Source organism: Microcoleus sp. BROC3, from assembly GCF_036702515.1.
In the GTDB taxonomy this organism is placed as follows: Bacteria; Cyanobacteriota; Cyanobacteriia; order Cyanobacteriales; family Microcoleaceae; genus Microcoleus.
Genome location: NZ_JAUBTQ010000007.1, coordinates 140,686 through 161,387, shown reverse-complemented (window position 1 = coordinate 161,387; position 20,702 = coordinate 140,686). Strand labels below are relative to the sequence as shown.

General features: G+C 44.3%; 15 protein-coding genes. 7 read left to right on the top strand and 8 right to left on the bottom strand.

All coding sequences use genetic code 11. The features are described 5' to 3' along the window. Window positions 1–64: 64 nt before the first annotated feature. The 3 genes from nusA to QUB30_RS06770 form a co-directional block, all read right to left on the bottom strand. Entirely contained in the window at window positions 65–1,354 is a 1,290-nt protein-coding gene (nusA, locus tag QUB30_RS06780; protein WP_333330919.1) for a transcription termination factor NusA, read from the bottom strand. Between the two features lie 198 nt (window positions 1,355–1,552). Further along, on the bottom strand, window positions 1,553–2,020 hold the full coding sequence (gene rimP / locus QUB30_RS06775; RefSeq protein WP_333330916.1) for a ribosome maturation factor RimP: 468 nt from the start codon (window positions 2,018–2,020) through the stop codon (window positions 1,553–1,555). A gap of 583 nt (window positions 2,021–2,603) precedes the next feature. Further along, window positions 2,604–3,977: a hypothetical protein gene (locus tag QUB30_RS06770; RefSeq protein ID WP_333330967.1), complete on the bottom strand. Its 1,374-nt coding sequence runs from the start codon at window positions 3,975–3,977 to the stop codon at window positions 2,604–2,606. A 690-nt stretch (window positions 3,978–4,667) separates the two neighbouring features. Between QUB30_RS06770 and QUB30_RS06765 the strand changes: the two genes are divergently transcribed. After that, a complete protein-coding gene (locus QUB30_RS06765) occupies window positions 4,668–6,167 on the top strand; it encodes a GUN4 domain-containing protein (protein WP_333330913.1) in 1,500 nt (499 codons plus the stop codon). A gap of 302 nt (window positions 6,168–6,469) precedes the next feature. Continuing rightward, entirely contained in the window at window positions 6,470–6,649 is a 180-nt protein-coding gene (locus tag QUB30_RS06760) for a hypothetical protein (protein WP_332955199.1), read from the top strand. Between the two features lie 113 nt (window positions 6,650–6,762). Here the strand turns inward: QUB30_RS06760 and QUB30_RS06755 are convergent, their stop codons facing one another. Further along, on the bottom strand, window positions 6,763–7,290 hold the full coding sequence (locus QUB30_RS06755; RefSeq protein WP_333330909.1) for a P-loop NTPase family protein: 528 nt from the start codon (window positions 7,288–7,290) through the stop codon (window positions 6,763–6,765). 356 nt (window positions 7,291–7,646) lie between these two features. On the opposite strand from QUB30_RS06755, the gene QUB30_RS06750 reads away from it, so the two are divergent. Together QUB30_RS06750 and rph are read left to right on the top strand one after the other, a co-directional pair. Next, complete coding sequence (locus QUB30_RS06750) at window positions 7,647–8,207, top strand: nucleoside monophosphate kinase (RefSeq protein WP_333330964.1); 561 nt, start codon at window positions 7,647–7,649, stop codon at window positions 8,205–8,207. A gap of 131 nt (window positions 8,208–8,338) precedes the next feature. Then, on the top strand, window positions 8,339–9,055 hold the full coding sequence (gene rph, locus QUB30_RS06745) for a ribonuclease PH (protein ID WP_333330906.1): 717 nt from the start codon (window positions 8,339–8,341) through the stop codon (window positions 9,053–9,055). A 67-nt stretch (window positions 9,056–9,122) separates the two neighbouring features. Here the strand turns inward: rph and QUB30_RS06740 are convergent, their stop codons facing one another. Further along, complete coding sequence (locus QUB30_RS06740; RefSeq protein ID WP_333330903.1) at window positions 9,123–10,058, bottom strand: tetratricopeptide repeat protein; 936 nt, start codon at window positions 10,056–10,058, stop codon at window positions 9,123–9,125. Between the two features lie 27 nt (window positions 10,059–10,085). Next, window positions 10,086–11,465: an NB-ARC domain-containing protein gene (locus QUB30_RS06735; RefSeq protein WP_333330900.1), complete on the bottom strand. Its 1,380-nt coding sequence runs from the start codon at window positions 11,463–11,465 to the stop codon at window positions 10,086–10,088. A 228-nt stretch (window positions 11,466–11,693) separates the two neighbouring features. On the opposite strand from QUB30_RS06735, the gene QUB30_RS06730 reads away from it, so the two are divergent. After that, window positions 11,694–11,987 carry a hypothetical protein gene (locus tag QUB30_RS06730; protein WP_333330897.1) on the top strand — a complete coding sequence of 98 codons (294 nt, stop codon included), beginning with the start codon at window positions 11,694–11,696 and terminating at the stop codon, window positions 11,985–11,987. A gap of 37 nt (window positions 11,988–12,024) precedes the next feature. Then, complete coding sequence (locus QUB30_RS06725) at window positions 12,025–13,068, top strand: ricin-type beta-trefoil lectin domain protein (protein ID WP_333330894.1); 1,044 nt, start codon at window positions 12,025–12,027, stop codon at window positions 13,066–13,068. Window positions 13,069–13,273: 205 nt separating this feature from the next. On the opposite strand, the gene QUB30_RS06720 is transcribed toward QUB30_RS06725, so the two are convergent. Beyond that, complete coding sequence (locus QUB30_RS06720) at window positions 13,274–13,918, bottom strand: Uma2 family endonuclease (protein ID WP_333330891.1); 645 nt, start codon at window positions 13,916–13,918, stop codon at window positions 13,274–13,276. 115 nt (window positions 13,919–14,033) lie between these two features. Between QUB30_RS06720 and QUB30_RS06715 the strand changes: the two genes are divergently transcribed. After that, window positions 14,034–14,597 (top strand): Uma2 family endonuclease, encoded by a 564-nt coding sequence (locus QUB30_RS06715; protein WP_333330888.1) that lies wholly within the window; start codon window positions 14,034–14,036, stop codon window positions 14,595–14,597. A 64-nt stretch (window positions 14,598–14,661) separates the two neighbouring features. Here the strand turns inward: QUB30_RS06715 and QUB30_RS06710 are convergent, their stop codons facing one another. Beyond that, the gene (locus QUB30_RS06710; protein WP_333330885.1) at window positions 14,662–20,175 is read right to left on the bottom strand and encodes an AAA family ATPase; all 5,514 of its coding nucleotides are present in this window, start codon (window positions 20,173–20,175) and stop codon (window positions 14,662–14,664) included. Window positions 20,176–20,702: the final 527 nt, after the last annotated feature.

Below are 20,702 nucleotides of genomic sequence, written 5' to 3'. Positions count from 1 at the left end.
GAGTAGGGGACAAGTCCTGATTGTCTCCCGATCGGGAAAATCGTGTGTGTGAATGTCGCAGTTGTTAGACTGTGGCTTCGGTTTCCTCGGTGGCGGCTGCCTCCTCTTCCTCAAATTCTGCTATTTCCTCGTCGCCGTCGAAGTCTGATGCTTCGTCTGCGTCGTAGTCGCCTGCTAGTTCTTCGAGCCTGGTTGCTTCTGCTGCCAATTTGGTGTCTTCGGCGGCGCGATCGTACTTAGCAATATCTTTGATATCGATTTTCCAACCGGTGAGGCGGGCTGCGAGGCGGACGTTCTGACCTTCTTTGCCAATGGCAAGACTCAGTTGGTCTTCAGCGACCAAAATGTGAGCTCTCCTGCCTTCTGGAGCAACTAAACGCACTTCATCTACTCTAGCGGGACTTAGAGCGTTGGCAATATAGGTTGCCGGGTCTGGAGACCAGCGGATCACGTCGATTTTTTCGCCGCGCAATTCGTTGACTACTACCTGAATCCGCGATCCCCGCGCTCCGATGCAGGCTCCTACGGGGTCTACGTCGCGATCGAGAGTATCAACTGCTATTTTAGTCCGGGGGCCGACGTGCCGGGATGGCGGATTTGCCTCCCTGGCTACGGCGACAATCCTCACCACCCCGTCTTCTATTTCTGGTACTTCGTTAGCAAACAGGTAAACCACCAAACCTGCGTCGGCTCTAGAAACAAGTAACTGCGGCCCTCTAGTAGAACCTTCGCCTACTTTTTTGAGATAAACCTTGAATGTAGCGTTGGCGCGGTAATTGTCGTTGGGCAACTGTTCGCGCTTCGGGAGTTCGGCATCTACTTCTGGCTGACCGAAACTGCTGGTGACTGCTAAAATTACCGACTGCCTCTCAAACCTGAGCACTCTTGCTTGAAGAACGGTTTCTTCTAAATCTTTAAATTCTTCTTGAATCATTTTGCGCTGTTGGTCGCGCAGTTTTTGAGCCAGGACTTGTTTGGTCTGGATAGCGGCCATGCGACCAAATTCTTTTTGATTTGGTGTTACGTCTACGAGTACGATGCTCCCAGGCTGAGCTTCGGTGGCTACTTCTTGCACTTCGGAAAGTGAGATTTCGTGATCGGGATTGATGACTTCTTCGACAATAGTTTTATTTGCTAAAACGCGGAAACCTTCTTGTTCAGCGTCGAGTTCTACATCAAAGTTGTCGAAGTATTCTTCGCTGAAGTGGTCGAGTTTTTGGGTGCGGCGGTAGCGTTCGTATCCTTTGAGCAGGGCTTCTCGCAAGGCTGCTTGGACGGCGTGTTTGGGTAAATTTCGCTCTTTGCTAATACCTTCGACCATTTCTTTTAGTCCGGGCAGGGGAACCATTGACATATAAAACACTCCTTTTTTGCTTGGGTAATAAGTAACTGGTAATTGGTAATTGCGGATGGTAAGTGATGAGTGATGAGGAATTAGTTACAGAATTCAATTGGGTTAAATAGGCGTTATAACCTTTTTTTGTTTCACTTTAACCCGTAGTTATAGTTTTTATAACTCCCAACTCACGCACTCAAAATTCAAAACTTCCCTTTACCTCTCTTTGCCTTCGTCTAGTTCAACTTTGACAATCTGAGGGCGGGGAATTTTAACCTGTCGCCCTTTTTGATTGAGATAAACCGCTGTTTCATCCCGGCCCACGAGCAGTCCTTTCCACTCTTTGATTCGCGAGTCAGGTTCGGTGGCTTTGACTGTCACGGGGAAACCTTTAAAGGTAATGAATTCTCGATCGCTGCTGAGCAATCGGGATATGCCGGGACTAGAAATCTCTAGCACGTAGGCGTCGGGTATGATTTCGGATGCGTCTAACTCGGCTTCGAGGGCTGTGCTCATCCGCTCGCAGTCGGCTAAACCTGTGTCTTGCTGGAGGTTGCGAATATCTACCCGCAAGACGGGAGGATTTTGGTTGGTGTGAAACACTGCTCCCACTACTTCCAATCCCAGTGTTTCCGCAACGGGGGTAGCTAAGTCAATGATTTGTGGGATTAGAGGATGAGTCATATCGAATACTTAAGTTAAAACTCCTGAACTCGGACACGGGCATGGAAAAATTTGGTGTTGAGATTGCTTGGCTTTGAGGTGGTTTTATGGGGTCGCTGCGACTTTTGTCTTCAACTTTGGGACTTTACGCAACATCCCTGCCGGGGCTATCACGGGGGGATTACCCCTACTAGAGCAGTCCTCAACTTGCAAGTCTGACGCCCTGAGTTCTTTTCCTGCGACTAATGCAACAAAAAAAGTGGGCTTGACCCACTCCTAGGTAAAACACTTTCTTCCAAGAAGTTTGAGGACTCCCTCCGATCGAAGGCAGGCCTCATTTCTCAGTTTAGCTCGATCGCCCGCCCACTGACAAACCGATCGCGCCGGGGGGAGTGTCTGAAGAGGTGACTGGGGGAGTGGGGGAGTTGAACAGAGGAGGAAAGTTGGGAAAATCTTCCTTCTTGCCTCAACATCCATCGGTTAAATTCATTACATAAATCAGTTAAATCCCCTACACTGCTTCGTTAGCGAACTTCCCTCGAACCTCGAACCTGAAAATCCATCCGTTAAATCAGTTGCCGAACTTCCTTCAATATCGGTTAGCTTAACGCGGGGCTATCCGTTGCAGTTCTTTGGCTTGTTCTAAAATTTTCTCGAAGTCTTCTTCGCTCAACCGCTGAATGTAGTTGATTTTAAACTCTTCTAGGAAGTCGCACAGCAGCAGTTGTATTTCTTGCCAGGTTTGCTGCTGTTGCAGTTCGGCTCCCAAAGCTTGCCCGAAATGTTGGACTAGCTGGCTTGAGAGTTTGGTGCCGATGGGGTCTTCACTGGCGATTTTGAAGGCTTCGTAGGCATCTTGGGGGCCGAGTGTGACTAATTTGGATAGTTCTGCAACTAATTGCTCTGCTAGCTGTGCGGGCAGGTTTCCCAGTCCGGGTACTTGCTTCCATCCTTGATAAAGGGGGGATTGTTTGAGAAATATTTCTATATTGTACCGCAGGAGGGCTTCTAGGTCGGGCTGGAGTTGGGGGAGGACTTTGTAGACGGTTACTTGGACTAGATGCGTGGCGATCGCTTCTATTTCATTGATATTGTTTATGTCTAGATAGCGCTGTTTTTGGGATTGAAATAGTTGACGAGCTAGTTCGCCTGTGGTAATTGATTGTTGCATCTGGTTGATGAGTTGAATTACTACTACTTCGGTCAATTCTTGGGCGAAGTTGGCGACGAAACCTCGGCTGATTTGGGTGCGTATGGATTGGAGATCCGGGATTTTGGCTTGGTGGATGCGAATTGTGACGGGTAATACTCGCAACAAGCGCCAGAATGGTAGGAGCAGGAAGATGTCGTACCACCGCCAGAGCATGGCTGCTCGCCAAGTAACGCTGCGGTGGCGGCGGCTGATGAAGTAGGTGCGGGCTAGAAATTCGATCGCGAATATAGCAATAAATGGCAGGTCTATTTGCCAGAAATTGTCGGTAAATTCGCCGTTGTCTCCGATCTCGCGGTAATAGTTGGTGGCGATTAATGGCTTGATTTTGGTGTCAAACCACTTGATTTCTTGTTGCCAGCCTTGTTTGTTTAAATAGTCTTGGCTCCAAAATGTTTGGAATGATTGTTTGGCGGAGTCTTGGGGATTCGGGGCGCGATCGCGCATCCGGTCTTTGATTTTTTCAAGGGTGCCGCTTTTTGATGCTACTCGAAAGGGATCTTCCTCGATCATTTTCGCGCTCAGATTGTTTATTTCCTGCAATTTGGCTGCTACTTGGGGAGAGGGCAAGCCTGTTTGCACTACTTGACTTTTTAATTCTTCTAAGGTTTCTAGATATTTCTGGGTGTCTCGGTGGGGTTTAATTCCTTTAAATGGGTCGTATACTTGAGTTAGAACTGGCAGTTGCCGGAAGTAGAAATCTCGCCAGGGGACATAACTTATGTCAAATAATACTAAGCTTAAATTTCCTAGGGCTACCAGTGCCATGAACCGCTCAAACCAGGGTACTTTTGGCGATTCTTTGCGGGATTTGGAAGTTGGAGAGGGCTGTAATTTTGGTGTCACTGGCAGTTCCTAATTAAGTTGACCGAGCGAAATAAATGTAACTGGTAATAGCTGAACAAAGGAAACAGGAAAAAACGGGATAATTTTCTGTCTGGCTCGGATTGCGATCGAGCCAGCTAGTATCTATTTTAACGTGGGTTTGTTGGGGAATTTTGGATTGTTGATTGGGCGGGCTTAGGTAAAATTTTATACGGGTAAAATATTAAGGTCGATTGAACTTGAGGGAAGCAGCAGCTCCCGTCAGTCTGCTTCTCTGTAGCAATAAAATTATATCTCAGGTGGAATCCTAAGTTTTTTTTCGGCGTTGCAAAGCTAACTAGGCGGAGAATAAATTACTATTTCTGTTTAATCTCCTGGCTATTTGACCGCTAAATCAAATGTATTGCACCTATCGAAGTTTAAGGTTAGATTTGGACTTCGAGTTTGAGCTCAAACCCTCAAGAGAGTTATACTTGCTCAGGGGCAGTCTGGCGAGAGCGCCTTCTCAGAGGGCGAGGGTGGCTGCCGCCTCGGTAAGGTTCGGGGTCTCGCCTCAACAAAAAACCAGCTCGCGATCGGACTCTTGAATAATATGAAATCCTGACTATAATTTTGTTCGCATTTTTTTAATATATGACATACTGCCTTAATCTCGATTGCCCAAGAGACAAGCGTCAGAACCCACCAGGCACAAAGTATTGTCTTAATTGTGGTTCAAAGCTGCTGCTAAAAGACCTTTATGCAGCAACTGAGCCGCTGCGCGACGGAGGATTTGGCAGGACTTTTCGAGCTGTTAATCATGGAAAATTTGAGGAATTGTGCGTGATCAAACAGTTGTCGCCCCCTCAAGAATTTCAGCGGAAACCCGGTCATTTTAAAAAGTATGTTCGACTGTTTGAACAAGAGGCAAGGCGGCTTTATGAACTGAAACACTCGCAAATACCTCAGTTAATTTCTTATTTTCAGGAAGATGGGCGCTTGTATTTGGTACAAGAGTTTATTGATGGCAATAATTTAAAAGATGAGTTAGAAAACTACGGTGCTTATAGCGAAGTCAAAACTAGGGAACTGCTCTTAGATTTGTTGCCTTTGTTGAAGTTTGTTCACGATAGAAATGTAATTCACCGCGATATTAAGCCTGAGAACGTGATCCGCAGATCTCGGGATCGCAAGTTGGTACTGATAGATTTTGGAGTTTCCAAACAGGTAGTAACAGCTTCTCCTAACCAAACGGGAACTAAGTTAGGAACTCCCGGTTATGCGGCTCTCGAACAGCGTCACGGTAAGGCGGTTCCTGCTAGCGACCTTTACAGTTTGGGGGTGACGTGCATTCGCTTGCTGACTTCTGTTATGCCTTATCTCGATATCTACGGGGACATTCACGATGACCTTTACGACCCGCTTGAAGGTCGCTGGCTTTGGAGGGAGGCTTTGCCGAAAGGAACGCAAATTAGCCAGGATTTAGGTCAGGTTTTGGATAAATTGATTCAGGAATATGTTAAAGACCGCTACAAGTCTGCCGTAGAAGTTTTGGAGGCTTTAAAACCTCCTATTCTTGTTATCCGACCGCCGAAAAAGTTGCAGCAGGCAACTGTTATTAGTTCTTCTGTTTCGACTCAAATTGTGACTGAGACTCCGGTAGTTTCTGTAAATTTAGAGTCGGAAAAAGGGATTGATTATTCTCAGTTAGAAAGGCTGCTGGCGGCTAAAAATTGGCGGGGTGCTGATGAGGAAACTTCTGTAAAAATGCTGGAGGCTATGCAGCAAATTTCACGGGGTTATTTGAGCGAGGAAGATATTAGGAAGTTTCCAGCTAAGGATTTGCAGACTATCGATCAACTTTGGGTTCGGCACAGTCACCGCAGATTCGGTTTTTCTGTGCAAAAGGGTTTGTGGGTAAAGTCGGGGGGAAGGGCTGGTGTTTATGATGCTAATGTTTGGGAGAAGTTTGGCGATCGAGTGGGTTGGCGGGTTAACAGCCAGTGGGTATACTATTCGGAGCTGAATTTTACTTCTAAGGCCAAGCCTGGACATTTGCCAGGGGGGACTGTTTTTGGGTGGGAAGGCGGGGTTTTATGCGGTGTTTTAGGTTTGGGTGGGGTCTGGTTTCTGCTGTCGCGGCGGGATTTGTAGAAGGAAGGTAGAAGGCAGAAGGCAGAATTTATTAGTCACGCTGCACCCCAAGCCAAGTCGAAGTGTTAATAATTAAATAGTTTTGAGTTGCGAATTAAAGAGTTAACAAGTTTTGAGTTTAATCATAGGTTATGTAGAAATTAGGTATAAAAAAAGCGGCAAATAAGATATAATCACAAACTATTTTTTTTGTGCTATGTTCTTAGAGAAGGGCAAGTTTACAAAGTCAAAAGCCAGTCCTCGGCCATGGCAAAGCATGGGGACTGGCTTTGGCTCCAATTTACCAAGGAGATATATCTATTATGTTGCAAGAAAAACGTCTCAAGCCGTGGACTGTAGTTCGCTCGCTTCCAAATGTGGAAAAGGTGGTTGTGGGTGAGTTTCGCAGTTGGTCTGATGCAGACGGTCACTTGAAAATTCTCAAGCGGATGGTTCCGGCGGATCGATTGACTGTTGTGTTCGATCCGGTAGTTCAAGCGTAATGTCGCTGCTAAATTGAGCGGCGTGCGATCGCTCTTTGAGCTAAGCGATCGCCTCTTTTTTTACATACAAAATGCGACCGCAAAAAAGGCGATCGCAAATGGAATCATTGTCCTTAACTGCGGCGAATTTCAGTAATTTGGTCGGCAACATCCAAAATTCTTTGGGGCATGGATGGCCCGGTAAAAATCATATCCAAATGATGTGGCTTGCTGTCAATCAATCCCAGCACTTCTGCTTCGGGAATCAAGCCCAAATTAACAGCTAAACTCAATTCATCAAGAATAACTAGCGCATAACGGCCTTCCCGCACCGCATTTTGAACGTACTGCCACAATTGTTCGATCGATCGCGTCTCCAGCTCATCTAAATCAGCATTCTCAATGCAGCGTGACAAATCGCAGCGCACCCAATCTAAATTTTGCCCCAGCCGCACCGGATGCTGATGCCCTTGATTAATTCCCCCTTTGAGGAACTGCACCGCCAGCACCGGAGCTCCCTGTCCTGCAATTCGGAGCGCCTGAGCCATGACACTGGTAAAAAAGCAGCGGTGCGGACCTGTAAAGACTTGCACCAGCCCTTGAACTGTGTAGGGCAAGCTGTGGGTTAAATTGAGTTTAGGGGTTTGTAACTGAGCAACCATAGGGCAATATTTAATCAGCAACTAAGTCTTGAGTGCAGCTCCGACCTTGGCGTGCCTGAAGCCTGCTTGACAATATATAGTGTACTGGGCCGAGTGCATATCCGATCGAACGCTAGATATACAAGTTGTCAAAAGCTAGTGCCAGTGGCATTCGCAGTTGTTTGTGGGATTTGGGAACTCAATTACCACTTACGCAGAAACCAGTTTTTTTTACCAAAATCCGCCGGGAGCGCGACAGTTATACAGTCATAGGGTGAAAAACCAAGGTGATGAGAGTCTTGCTGCGTCCAGGACTCTCAAGAAAATGTACGCACATCGCGTAAAATTTGAATGTCGCGGCACTAGGAGCAGGTACTGTGAGATTGGTGATTCTGGGAGGGCCAGGAGCGGGAAAGGGAACTCAGGCACAGCAATTGTGCAGCAATTTGAGCATTCCTTTGCTTGCAGTAGGGGACATTCTCCGCGCGGAAATCGCAGGTGAAACAGACTTGGGCAAATTGGCGGTGCCTTATGTCGAAAAAGGAGAGTTAGTTCCCGATGAAATTTTGATTAAATTTATCGGTCGCCGGCTGCTGCTGTGGGATGTCTTTAATGGCTGGCTGTTGGAGGGATATCCGCGAACGGCGTTTCAGGCTGAGGAATTGGATTTTTTATTAGAGGAGTTGGCCCAGGAACTAGATTGGGCAATTTGGCTGAAAGTGCCGATCGAGGTTTTGCGGAGCAGGTCGATCGAACGAGATCGATCGGATGACCATCCTGAAATTTTACAGCGTCGGCTCGATTTGTTCCACGAACGCACTATTCCTCTTTTAGAGTATTACGAATACCGCAACAAACTGTTAACTGTCAATGGCGACCAATCCCCAGAACAAGTCCAGCAGGATATTCTCCAATTGATCGAGGCTAAGGTCAAATAGTCATAGCATTTTAGATATTAGATTTTAGATGGGAATGACTGCATATTTAACGAATCAAAAAAATCCGAAAGATTAATCCCCAATTCCAAATTTTTAATTCCCAATTCCCCATTACCAATTATCTAAATATTATGTCTTTCCAGCGTCCTGACGGCAGACAACCAAATCAACTTCGTCCGATTAGTTTCGATCGAGAATTTACCAAATTTGCTAGCGGATCGGTGCTAGCGAAAAGTGGCGATACTCAGGTACTTTGCAGCGTTACAATCAAGCCGGGAGTGCCGAGATTTCTGGAGAATACCGGACAAGGTTGGCTAACAGCGGAATACCGAATGTTGCCTGGTTCTACGCCGCAGCGACAAGAGCGGGAATTTATGAAATTATCGGGACGCACTCAAGAGATTCAGCGGTTGATTGGGCGCAGTTTGCGATCGTGCTTGGATATGCAACTATTGGGAGAACGCACCATACTTGTCGATGCGGATGTTTTGCAAGCGGACGCGGGGACTCGCACGACTTCAATTACTGGCGGGTTTGTGGCTGTGGCTGATGCTTTGAATAAGTTGGTGCAAAAAGGTGATTTAGTGCGATCGCCCCTGATTCGCCAAGTCGCGGCCGTGTCTGTGGGAATTTTGGAAGGCGAGCCATTTTTAGATTTGAATTATCTTGAAGATGTGGCGGCGGAAATTGATTGTAATGTGGTAATGAATGGAGATTTGAATATCATCGAAATTCAGGGAACTGCGGAAGCAGGAAGTTTCAGTCGGAGTCAGTTAAATCAAATTTTGGATGTGGCAGAAACTGGGATTCAGGAATTGTTGGAGGCTCAGCGGCAAGCTTTGGTTTAGTAGGTAAATCTAATTCCATATCTATTTAGAAATAGAGTAAATCCGGTATAGTCTCACTATTCCAAGGTCAAAAGATTGTCTTTGACAGCAATTTTTCCTTGAAAATAGCAGCTCGCTCCCGTACAGAGGTAATTTCAGTACCAGCAACATTCTCGGCTTCACCTGCAAGTTTTATAGCCTCTTCCTTGTTGCCCTTTACCTCTTCTAACTCAGCTAAACTTAGTAGTAAATTAGCTATTGTATCATTGCGACTAATTTCTCTGCTGACTAGGAGGCAGTCTTCATAGCAACGTCTAGCTTGCTCGTAATCTCCTTGTAGAAAGTGACATTTTCCCAAATTCATTATTAGCTCGGTTTGATAGTAGCGATATCGAATTCTCTTATGAGGATAATCTTCTAGCAAAACTTGATAGTTTTTTAGAGATAGATTAAACTGCTGATAACTCGCAGAAAAATCTCTCAACTCAAGATACACGCATCCAATAACATTTGGTAACTCTGCTTCATGAAGAGCCAATTGATCGTCAATAGGTATTTGACTGCGCTTGGTATTCAAAATATCCCAAGCTTGTTGATAATGCTCTAAAGCAAGTTCATACTGCTTTTGCCGATTTGCTAAATTTCCCAAATAGCGTAGCAACTTACATTCTTTTGAAAATTCTTTAAGCAATTGATACTTCTGTAGCGATTCCTGGAAATTTTGCTCAGCCCGGACAAAATCTTCACCTTCCATGCAAGCGTAGCCCACTTCACCTAATAGCTGTGCTTGAATCTTGACATCATTTATATGTCTAGCAGCTTTAAGAACGATCTTACCGCAGCGAAAATAATCGTTCCAGTAACATTCAAACCATAGTTTTCCACTAACTTTTTCCCACACCTTAAATAGTAAGTTGAATGAATGTTCACTTTCATCATTTTGTGATAAACACATCTCGGTCCACCGACTCAAAGCACTAAATAGATTGGTTCTCTCTTCTTGTAATGTTAAATCTATATTCATAATTACCTTTCCATTTAATTGTCTGGATTAGTCAATATCGTACTTCCATTTTGCGATCTGTTCCCATTCCTGAAGTGATAGTTGCCACTTATCTACCAATCCTCCCCGCAGGCTGCGTCTTACCCAAGGATGCAAGTTATAGCGCGGTTTACCTTTGGCATCTGTTTCCTTTTCAATCAAATACCACCGCCCCAGTTCGCGCCGCGTTACAATCCAGTCAGATTCCTGTACCTGTCTAGCACCAGACAATTCTTCCCAAGTCACACCTGCATCAGAGTTCCCCATGTAACGGAGTACGTTCTTAGTTACATTGCTAATTCGCTGCCAAGCTGTCTTTAGGGAAAACTCGTAAATTTTTTCAACATCTCCGCCAGCTTGTTCTAGTGCCGACAACACAGGCTCCAATGTACCATCGTCAAAGACACGCCCAACGATAAAATGTAATGCAAGCGGAGCACCGCAAGATAAATGATAGACTTGTTGAAGTTGCTCTGTGTTTGCTTGTAGTATTGCAGGTACATTTTTGTATTTAGCTTCATCTTGCAACAACTGGTAAGAGCTGTTCTCTTCCAAGGGCGGAATATTAATCAGTCCAACATAAGAAGCATTCGTTTGGAAGCGACTGGTTAGTAATACCCGACTAGGGTTAAGCATTTCATTAAGTTTGGGTAAAATTTCCTCAAGTTGTGCGGTTTCAGCATTGTCTAGTACAATCAGCCTCTTTTCTTCTTTAATGCGCTGGTGAACTCGCTTTACCGAACAGCCATCTAGTTGATGGGCAATCTCTTGAAGTAACTGATTCCAACTAAGCGCCTCATCTCGTGCTGACTGGCTGATTTTACCATCTGAAAATTCAGTGTCTCTTGCTTTAACCCATAGCACATCCGCAAAGAGATTGTTACGCACTGCTGCCATAGCAACTTTACAGGCTACTTCTGTCTTGCCGTACCCCGCACTACCGCATAGAGAGAGGATAGGTGCTTCTTGCGGGTCGTTTAGCCGATGTAACACATCTTCGCTGAAACTCTCTCTTCCCCACACCTTTCGGCATCGTAAATTGGGAATCCATATCCCACGCTGGTTTTTGCTGTAAGCGTCAATTGGTTGTAGTGGTAATACGTTAATTTGGTCTTCCAGTGAAGGTGTTGTGCTGGCAACAGATACCACAGGTAAATCTGTTTCCTGAATTTCGCTGGGTTCAGCAACTTCTTCCCATTTAACACCCACCACCTCACAAATATTTATAAAAGTATCTCGATCAATCCGCTCTCCCTTCAAAAACCGCTTCAACGTTGAGATTGAGGTAAAAGCAGCTTGCCGCCACTTTTCTTGAGTCCAGCGTTTCTTGCGTCTAGCCTCCTTAACAATTTTTAGCCCCTGTTCTGATGCCCTCAGCTTATCAGCCATACTTCACCATTATCCTAAAATTGCTTGCTCTGAGCCAATTTTAGCTCACTTTGGTTCAGTAACAGAAGCAGTGAAGCATTTAGTGAGCTATTTACTGAGCTAAAAGAATGAGCCAAACTGAGCCGTCAAGCCAACTTGTATCTGAGATATTAGAAATATGGGAAGCCAATTGTGGAATAACCAAGGCAATAACGAAAATCGATCACATTCTTAGCTAAATTCATTCCAATGTCAAAGTCAGCACTTTTTTTATGGCGATTAACTTTTTTAATCGCTTTGCAATTGACTATTTTATTTTTAGGTACAAAAGCACAAGCAGGAGGTGGAGACTCAGACTCTGTTGATTCAGAATCAGAAAATCGACCAAAAATAATTAATGCTACTGCCAACATTAAATGGGATAAATGGAGTCAACCTTATTGGTTGAATGCCCAAGTTTGTCGGGACAGAGCTGGCGATACTGCCTGTTTCCGATCTGATACTGCTAGAAAATTGGGCTGGAATATTCCTGAACGTAATTAATCTAAATTACTCATCTCATCATTAGGGGAGTCTGACAATGAATTTCAAAAAAGTTCAAAAATTTGCTGCGACCGCCATTGCTAGTGTTTCTTTAGTAGCTACAGCACAGGCAGCTCAAGCATGGGAAACTTTTCAGGTAAATGGTGGATATGCACTGAATACAAATAACTCTTTTCGGTTAATTGACGGTAATCCTCGGATGTCTCTTTATCAGCATAATATCAACGATCCTGACCAACAATTCGATCGTTTACCTGGTAAATCGGGGACACTTTTACGTCATCGTTCTACAGGAAAGTGCTTAAATGCTTATTTGCCCGCCCAAAACAAAGAAATAAATGTTTGGTCTTGCAACGCAGGCGATCCCGATCAAAACTGGAATTTACAGAGTGTTGGTAATGGAGAGTTATTAATTAGCCGTACTGGAACTAATTTTTGTATAGACTCTCCTACTCGTAGTAATAATGGCAGGATTCATCTAATTACTTGCAATCCTAATAATGCGAACCAGCGTTGGAAAAGCAGTGCTAGTAGTGTAAGCGGTAACATTGATTTACCTTTTGGTCGAGGTCAAACTTGGTATGTTTGTCAAGGCTATCAAAATAGCACCATCAGTCATAACGTTAACACTGGCAGTACCTATGGTTTAGATTTGACTTTCTCAAATCGAGACTTTGGTACAAATGGTTGTTATGCCTCTGACAGCAACGTCAATAAATCGGCAAATAAACAAGTTTTATCTCCTGCATCTGGGACAGTTTATCATGTGGCTGGAACCTCAGATTTAGTTTGCTTATCTATTGACCAAAATCGTAGTCTTTTGATTGGTCATATAAATCGTAGTGTTGCTAATGGTCAAAGAGTGAGCGCAGGTCAAGTCCTAGGTACAACCCTTTCTTACACACTAGCGAGTAATAAATATGCCCACATTCATTTAGAAGGACGACGTAGCTCCAAGTGTGCAGTGGGAACTTCAGTGCCTTTAACTGCTCCTAATGGACTTCAGCTTATGGGTGTGGGAGATTTACCCGATCTCCCTGGTAGTAGCGATCATTTTAAACGTGGTTTAACTAGACCATAGTTCCTGAGACATCTCCGAAAGTTTCCCAACCCCTTCTACTATTAATTTTTGAGGAGATCGCAATCAAGTATGTGACTCCTCAAAAGTAACTTATTCAACCGCCAGATTAGGAAACTATTGTGCCCACGCACGGGGGTCTCGCCTGTGCAATAGATCGATTCAAAAAAGAGCGTAAAGCGCAGCTATCTCGTAGGCGATCGCCATTTCATTCCCCTGACTGAATTTGACTCCTCACCCACTGCATAAACCCTCGAATCATCGATGTTTCCCCCACATCTTTTTGCGTTTCCAAAAATCCCATAATCTGAGATGGCGACAAAAAAGGAAAGTGAGGAGAAACCTGGCGTTCTACATATTGCTGACTTTCTAACTGATAGAATATTAAACGCGAACCGTCATAACGCCAAACCTCTGGCACGCCCAAACTCGCATACAATTCCATGCGGTTGATAGAACTGCTAGTAATATCAATCTCGATTACTAAATCAGGTGGCGGATATTCATTTAAGTCAATTTGATTTACAGCTCGAATAAGTCGCTCATTCTCGATATAGTAGCACTGCTCCGGTTCTAATCCGCGAGCCAAATCCTCGCGCTTGCAAGTTCTCGAACCCAAGCTGCGAATTTCTACATTTAACTCTTCGGTTACTGTTTCTACAAAACGTCCTAAGATTTGTTTGTTACCTTCATGTGGATCTGATGGAGTCATAATTTCTAATGTTCCGCGATCGTAAGTTAAACGAATTCCCCGCTGTTGCGCTAACTCGTTTACCAGAGATTCGTAAGTCTGCCAGCTAATATTTTTCAGCACAACTCCCGGTTGTGGGGTTTGAATCAGGGTGGCTGTCATGGCTACCTGCTTGCTTTTTAGCTTATTTATTACATCTTAGCAAAACTCGGTTTAATTAAAGGGCGATCGCCATCTTCGAGCTATTATAAAAACAGACTTCATTCCCGATCGCATTATGGTTGCTTTACCCGATCGCACATTGATGACCGCAGAAGAATACCTGGCTTGGGAACCCACCCAAGAGGAACGCTACGAGTATTGGGATGGCGAAGTCGTCGCCATGACTGGCACAACGCGCAATCATAATCGGATTGCAGGCAATTTCTTCAGAATCCTAGATGACGCCCTTGTCGATCGCCCTTGCGAACCTTACATCGGAGATATCAAAGTCCAAGTGGAACCAGGACGAAAGTATTTTTATCCTGATGTTGTCGTAACTTGCGACGATCGTGATAACGATCCGCAATTGGTGCAATTTCCTTGCTTGATTATCGAAGTTTTATCACCTTCAACAGAAGCAGTAGATCGGGGTATCAAATTTGCTAATTACCGCCAATTTTCAACGCTACAAGAGTATGTATTGATGCAAGTTGAACAGCCAGGAGTAGAGATGTTTCGCCGCAATCAACAGGGGCAATGGGTGCTCTCGGAGTATGGTTTGGGCCATTCTTTGCAACTTGAATCGGTGGATGTAGAAATTGCGATCGCAGATTTATACCGCCAAGTACAATTTTCTTAGTCTCGCGTTGCGCGGACTTGATTTGACAAAAAGCGAATTCCATTCGCCCTTGTTTTTTATTTACTTACAAAAAATGCCGTGGGGCGATCGGAATTTCAATAATAAACTCGCTCCCCTCTCCCGGTGCAGACACGCAAGTCAACTTTCCGCCGTGAGAACTAACAACAATCGAGTGAGAAATAGACAATCCCAAACCTGTTCCCGAACCCACAGGCTTAGTTGTAAAAAACGGATCGAATATCTTGTGCAGCACCTCAGTGCTCATCCCAGGGCCGTTGTCAGCAATTTTAATTATAGCAGAATTCCTGTCTGTCACCTCTGTAGAAATTGTAATAGCAGGCTGTTTCTGAGAGCTTTCCGGGCAATCTCTGGCTAAGAGGAGAGCATCGATCGCATTTGTCAAAATATTCATAAACACCTGATTCAACTGCGACGCATAACAAGTAATTAGCGGTAGATTGGTGTACTTTTTAATCATCTCAATCCCCAAACGGCCGCCCTCTTTTCTCAGGCGCGGTTGCAGCAGCATCACCGTACTGTCGATGCCTTCATGAATATCTACCGACTTCATTTGCGCTTCGTCGAGGCGCGAGAAATTCCGCAAGCTGAGCACAATATCCCGGATTCTTTCCGCTCCTAATTTCATGGAATCCAGAAGCTTTTGCAAATCTTCGGTCAAAAATTCCAGTTCTATTGTTTCTATTTCCTCTAGGATTTCATCAGCAGGTTCGGGATAGTGCTGCTGGTAAAGAGCGATCAATTTTAGCAAGTCTTTAACGTATTCGCTAGCCGGATTGAGATTGCCGTAAATGAAACTTACAGGATTATTAATTTCGTGAGCTACACCAGCCACCATTTGACCCAAACTCGACATCTTTTCCGTTTGAATTAACTGAGCTTGAGTTAGTTTAAGCTCGCGCAAAGTTTGTTCTAAACGCTCGTTTTTTTCATTTAACTCCTGGGTTCGCTCTTGCACTTTCTGCTCCACTGAATTGTAAAGCAGAGCATTGTCCAAAGAAATAGCAACTTGGGAAGAAAGTAGCCTTAAAACTTCCAATCTGTGGGAATTAAACGCCCCGACAGTTAAGTTATTTTCTAAATAAAGAATACCGATTAGTTTGCGTTGATTGATGATCGGCGTACATAAAAGAGATTTGAGCTGGTGTTTGGCTACGTAAGGATCGGCAGTAAATCGTCCCTCAGCAGCCGCATTGCTCAACACCAAGTCCGAGCGAGTCCTTTCCACATAATTAATCACCGTCACAGGTAAATCCTGACATTCTTCAACAGGCGTAAATTGCAGCACCGCTACATCTTCAGCAACTACTGACGCTTTAGCAGAAATTAACAGTTTTCCATCTCTAAGCAAGATTAAAAAACCGGATTGTGCGCCCGCGTTTTCCAGCGATATCCTCATCAAAGAAGCCAGCAACTTGTCGAGTACAATTTCGCTGGAAATGGCCAGAGATGCTTTCATTACAGTTGCTAAATCCAGCACTCTCGCATCGCTGCCAGTAGAAGTATGAATAGTTGTTGTAGCTTGATTGTTGTTAAAACTTCCGTTGAGCGGGGTCATTTCCCGCAACTGCGGATACTTCTCTTCTAAATCTTCAACTTTGCGGACTGCGCCCCAGCGCAAGTAGCACGAGTGAGCTTCGCGCAAGTGGATTTTGGCATATTGATATTTGCCTTTACTCAACCAAAATTTAGCTGCTAGTTCATTGGCGAGCGCTTCATTTTGGACAAACTCATTGTCTTGGGCTAAATTTATAGAAAAATCGTACAGTTCTACAGCTTCTGAATCTTTCTTGGAAATTCTGGCTATTTCTGCTTGTACTAAAAGGTACTTGTGCAGAAAATTCTCGGCACAGTTGTCTGACCAAATTTTCATCTGTTTTTGATTGGTCTCTAACTTTTCCAGGTATTGCTTTTGCTTCTCTTCTGAAACATTTGGGAAAACAGCAGCTAAAACTAGAGAAAAGAAAAAATTCCATTCGGTAGCAGGTATTGCTCCGGTAATAAAAGATAGCTGTTTTTCTACTTCTAAAGCTAGTTGCAGTGCTTCGTTGAAATTGCCGTACCAGTACATTACCTGGCATTTGCGAATCTGATAAAGGCACAGCGAGTACAAATTTTGATGAGCTTGACAGTTGTGTACGTATTCAGCTTCGCTGAGATCTTCGCTTTCAAATACAAACTTTTCAGAAGTGAGTTTGCTCAAGTTGCGCAGAATTAAGTCTGCCCCTAATAATATATCGGTTACGAGCTGATTTTTGGTTTTTTGGCTGAACTGCAAATACCTGCTCGTGTCGGCCAGAATTTGCGAGATTTCTTTACCTTGAAAAAAGTAATTGGCTATGCGGTTGGATAGAATATAACCTGCATACTCTAAATCTCCTGATTCTAAAGCTGCTTGATATCCTTCATTGCTAATCGTGTGGGAATCTTTGATGTGGTTGAACCAGTAATAAAAAATACTGACCAGGGATGAACAAGCTCTGCACTTCAAGCCGATATTGCCAGATTTTTCGCTGAGATTCAGCGACAGCAAGCCGAATTGATACGCAGCTTTGTAATCTCCCGAAACTGCGTTTAAGAACATACCGTAGCCAGCATAGCAAAGAGAGGCTTCGGGTACTAAACCGTATTGTAGAGAAAGATTGACTCCTTTTAAAACGCTGACTTTCCACAAGTCGGGATTTTTGAGGTACGCCGATGTGAGCAAGTTTGTAATTAATTTGACTGCAACTTTTTTTTCGGGTACAGTCATTTCGGGGGCGTCAATCAGGGAAGCTATTTCTCTACCTGCTAAAAAGTTAGTGGCTGCTGCAAATTCTTCGGATATGACTTTTTGGAGCCCGTCTAGCGGCAAGTCAATTCCCAGCAAGTTCAAAGCTTTGATTCCGGCTTTAACGGCTTCCTCGTACTTCGCCCGGAGGGTATACTGCACGATCAGCAGGTTGTAAATTTCTACTTTTTCTAAGGCCGATCGCGCTTTTTCCAAAGTTATGTTGATAAATTCTTCTGAATGCTCGAAATAGCCGTTTAAATACTCAACATTGGCCCGCTCCATGTGCAAGGCAAAGGCTAAATCGTAGTGGGAATCCCAAATATCGGCGGTCAAACCGTCCATGCCTGCGGTCAAATACTGCAAGGCAGCAACATAAGCAGTGGCATCTTTGGCTCTACGGGCCGCGTCTAAATTCAGCGTTGCCAGTTCAATTAATTCTCGATCGTCTCTAATTAGCGATCGAGCCACATTCAAGTGATCGACTAATTCAAAAATTCTGTCAGCGCGATATTCAGCGGGAGTGTTTTCGAGGATTTGCCTGCCTATTTTCAGGTGAACTGCCTTTTTTTGCGAGTCGTCGATCAGAGCGTAAGCTGCTTGCTGTACGCGATCGTGCAAAAATTTATAATTGAGAATTAACAGCGGAAACAGCACGTAATCTAATGACTTGCTTTCCAATTCCGAAGTTGGCAGGATCAGTCCAGACTTAATCGCTGGCAACAGGTGAGAGAAAGTTTCCGAGGCTTCTTTTTCATTAATTAAAGAAAGAGTATTCAAGTCAAATTCGTTGCCCAAACAAGCCACTAAACGCAAAACCTGCTGCGTTGAACTTGGCAGTTTTCTCAATTTTTGTACCATCAAATCTACTACATTGTCAGTGATAGCGCACTGCTCAATTTGAGTCATATCCCAATGCCAGCCGCCCTTGCTCCCCGACTGGGGCGGGTGAAAAACTAGCAGGTTTTCCTGATACAATGTTTGCAGGAATTGATTGACAAAAAAAGGATTTCCGTCGGTTTTGCTGACTACCAGTTCAGCTAAGGGTTTGACAGATTCTCGATCGCTGTGCAAAGTCTCGGCAATCAAATGAGTGATGTTTTCCACTCCCAGCGGCGACAAAGCAATCTGATTAACGATGGCTTCCTGATTTCGCAGCGTCTCCACAGTCATCATTAAAGGATGAGTCGGACTGACTTCATTATCCCGATAAGCGCCAATTAAAAACAGATATTGGGTAGCTTCATCTGTCATCATCAATTCGATCAGCTTGAGAGTAGCAGAATCAGCCCACTGCAAATCGTCCAGAAAAATTACCAGCGGATGTTCTGGCTGGCAAAATACGCGAATGAAATTTTGAAATACTAAATTAAAGCGGTTCAGAGATTCCGTCGGGCCCAATTCAGCTACAGGAGACTGAGATCCGACAATTAGTTCAACTTCGGGAATTACATCAATAATAATTTGTCCGTTTTGACCGAAGGAACTGCGGAGTTTTTCGCGCCAAACGGCTAATTGAGTTTCGCTTTCAGTTAACAGTTGCCGCACCAATTCCGAAAAAGCGCTGACAACTGCCGAGTAAGGAATAGTCCGCTTGTACTGGTCAAACTTTCCCCAAATAAAATAGCCGCGCCTGCGGGTAATAGGTTTGTCTAAAATCTTCACCATTGCAGATTTGCCAATGCCCGAATAACCGGCAATCAGCATCATCTCGCTGCGGGATTTATGCTGTCCTCTCGCCAGCACAGACAGGGAAGTTTCTTTTTTCGATTTGATCTCTTTCTTGATAACGGAAATTTGGGAATCTTCGATGCGATAGCCTCGATTATTTGTTGCTGCTACCCGTTCAAATGCAGCTAAAAGAGTTTCAACTTCTCGCTGTCTGCCGTAAAGTTTTTGAGGAATTTGAAATTTGTCGGAAATATCTTGGCTGCCGAGAGCCAACTCGGAAATAAATTCAGAAGTTTGCAACTGAAACAGACAGGATTCCAAATCAGCTTTCAGTCCCCAAGCACTTTGATAGCGCTCCTCAGCAGTTTTTGCTAACAATTTCATCACAATATCTGAAATAGCTTTAGGAATTTCCGGTGCAATTTCAGCGAGAGGTACTGGCTGTTTGGCGATGTGACAATGAACTAACTCCATTGGATCTGTAGTGGTAAAAGGGAGCTGTCCTGCTAGGATTTCATAGAACGTGACGCCGAGGGAATAAAAATCTGTGCGGTAATCAATTATCCGGTTCATTCTGCCAGTTTGTTCTGGCGACATATAGGCTAAAGTGCCTTCTAAAAAATTTGTATTTTTATTCGTAACGTTTTCCAGATTTGATGCAGTTGAGATGCTAAAATCTATGAGTTTAACTTGTCCGGTAGCAGGATTAAAAACTATATTAGAGGGGTTAATATCTTTATGAATTACATTTTTGGCGTGAATTTCTCCTAAAGTTTCAGCAACTTTGATTGCCGTAGTCAAAAATCCTAAAATGGTAAACTTCTGGGTGGTCATAAAAATTTTTAAAGATTCGCCACCAAAATCTTCTAAAATCATTGCCAGACTATTTCTAACCTGCTGCAACTTGTACACTTTGACAACTCCGTCCAGCAGCTTTAAGTTGGCAGTAATGTCATATTCGCGCTTGTATCTATTCAGTTCTTCAGGAGTCGGATAGTCTTCTTTGATAAGTTTGATAATAACAGGTTGATTGTCCTGCTCGTTGTGGCCCCGGTAAACCAGGGAAGTGCTGCTTTCATAAATGAGAGCGAGAACTGCAACGCCGGGAATTGCCATCATAGTTGGGTTCTCTCAAATTAGGTGTGCTTGGTCAATGTTACAGGACTGACGCGCGGCGGGCTAGAAACCGGGTTTCTTCGTTGCTAGTGGTTGACAAACCCAAGATTTTTTCGTATAAACCGGGTTTCTTTTCGTAAATCCTATGTTATTCTTCATTATCGCTCAAGAGCTATCTTTTGGGATGTGTGGGAAGGCAACCCTTGACAGCAAAAGCTGCTGACAAAACCGCGCTGGGGCTTTCGTTACCTCAGCAGTTAGGTTAACAAGATCGCAAATACAGTAGTTGTGCAAGGATTTACTCTAATACTCGATCGCCACGCTGACAACTAAATCATCTCAGCTTCCAAGCAATTGCTTGATTTTAGCCGCTCGCCACCACATCTCGTGAAAATACGCAAGTGCTGAAAGATTTATTTTTTTGGTGACAAGGCGCGAATTGTGGGTGCTAAAAAAACCGGGCGGTGCAAGTCTTAACTGCAATTCGGGGCCGAGGCGCTGAGGGAAGTAAGTGTTGCTTCGGGAGCGGC

Bases quoted from the DNA above. Each gene is read 5' to 3' on its own strand.
- nusA (WP_333330919.1), bottom strand. From the start codon at position 1,354: ATGTCAATGGTTCCCCTGCCCGGACTAAAAGAAATGGTCGAAGGTATT.
- rimP (WP_333330916.1), bottom strand. From the start codon at position 2,020: ATGACTCATCCTCTAATCCCACAAATCATTGACTTAGCTACCCCCGTT.
- QUB30_RS06770 (WP_333330967.1), bottom strand. From the start codon at position 3,977: ATGGCACTGGTAGCCCTAGGAAATTTAAGCTTAGTATTATTTGACATA.
- QUB30_RS06765 (WP_333330913.1), top strand. From the start codon at position 4,668: ATGACATACTGCCTTAATCTCGATTGCCCAAGAGACAAGCGTCAGAAC.
- QUB30_RS06760 (WP_332955199.1), top strand. From the start codon at position 6,470: ATGTTGCAAGAAAAACGTCTCAAGCCGTGGACTGTAGTTCGCTCGCTT.
- QUB30_RS06755 (WP_333330909.1), bottom strand. From the start codon at position 7,290: ATGGTTGCTCAGTTACAAACCCCTAAACTCAATTTAACCCACAGCTTG.
- rph (WP_333330906.1), top strand. From the start codon at position 8,339: ATGTCTTTCCAGCGTCCTGACGGCAGACAACCAAATCAACTTCGTCCG.
- QUB30_RS06740 (WP_333330903.1), bottom strand. From the start codon at position 10,058: ATGAATATAGATTTAACATTACAAGAAGAGAGAACCAATCTATTTAGT.
- QUB30_RS06735 (WP_333330900.1), bottom strand. From the start codon at position 11,465: ATGGCTGATAAGCTGAGGGCATCAGAACAGGGGCTAAAAATTGTTAAG.
- QUB30_RS06730 (WP_333330897.1), top strand. From the start codon at position 11,694: ATGTCAAAGTCAGCACTTTTTTTATGGCGATTAACTTTTTTAATCGCT.
- QUB30_RS06725 (WP_333330894.1), top strand. From the start codon at position 12,025: ATGAATTTCAAAAAAGTTCAAAAATTTGCTGCGACCGCCATTGCTAGT.
- QUB30_RS06720 (WP_333330891.1), bottom strand. From the start codon at position 13,918: ATGACAGCCACCCTGATTCAAACCCCACAACCGGGAGTTGTGCTGAAA.
- QUB30_RS06715 (WP_333330888.1), top strand. From the start codon at position 14,034: ATGGTTGCTTTACCCGATCGCACATTGATGACCGCAGAAGAATACCTG.
- QUB30_RS06710 (WP_333330885.1), bottom strand. From the start codon at position 20,175: ATGATGGCAATTCCCGGCGTTGCAGTTCTCGCTCTCATTTATGAAAGC.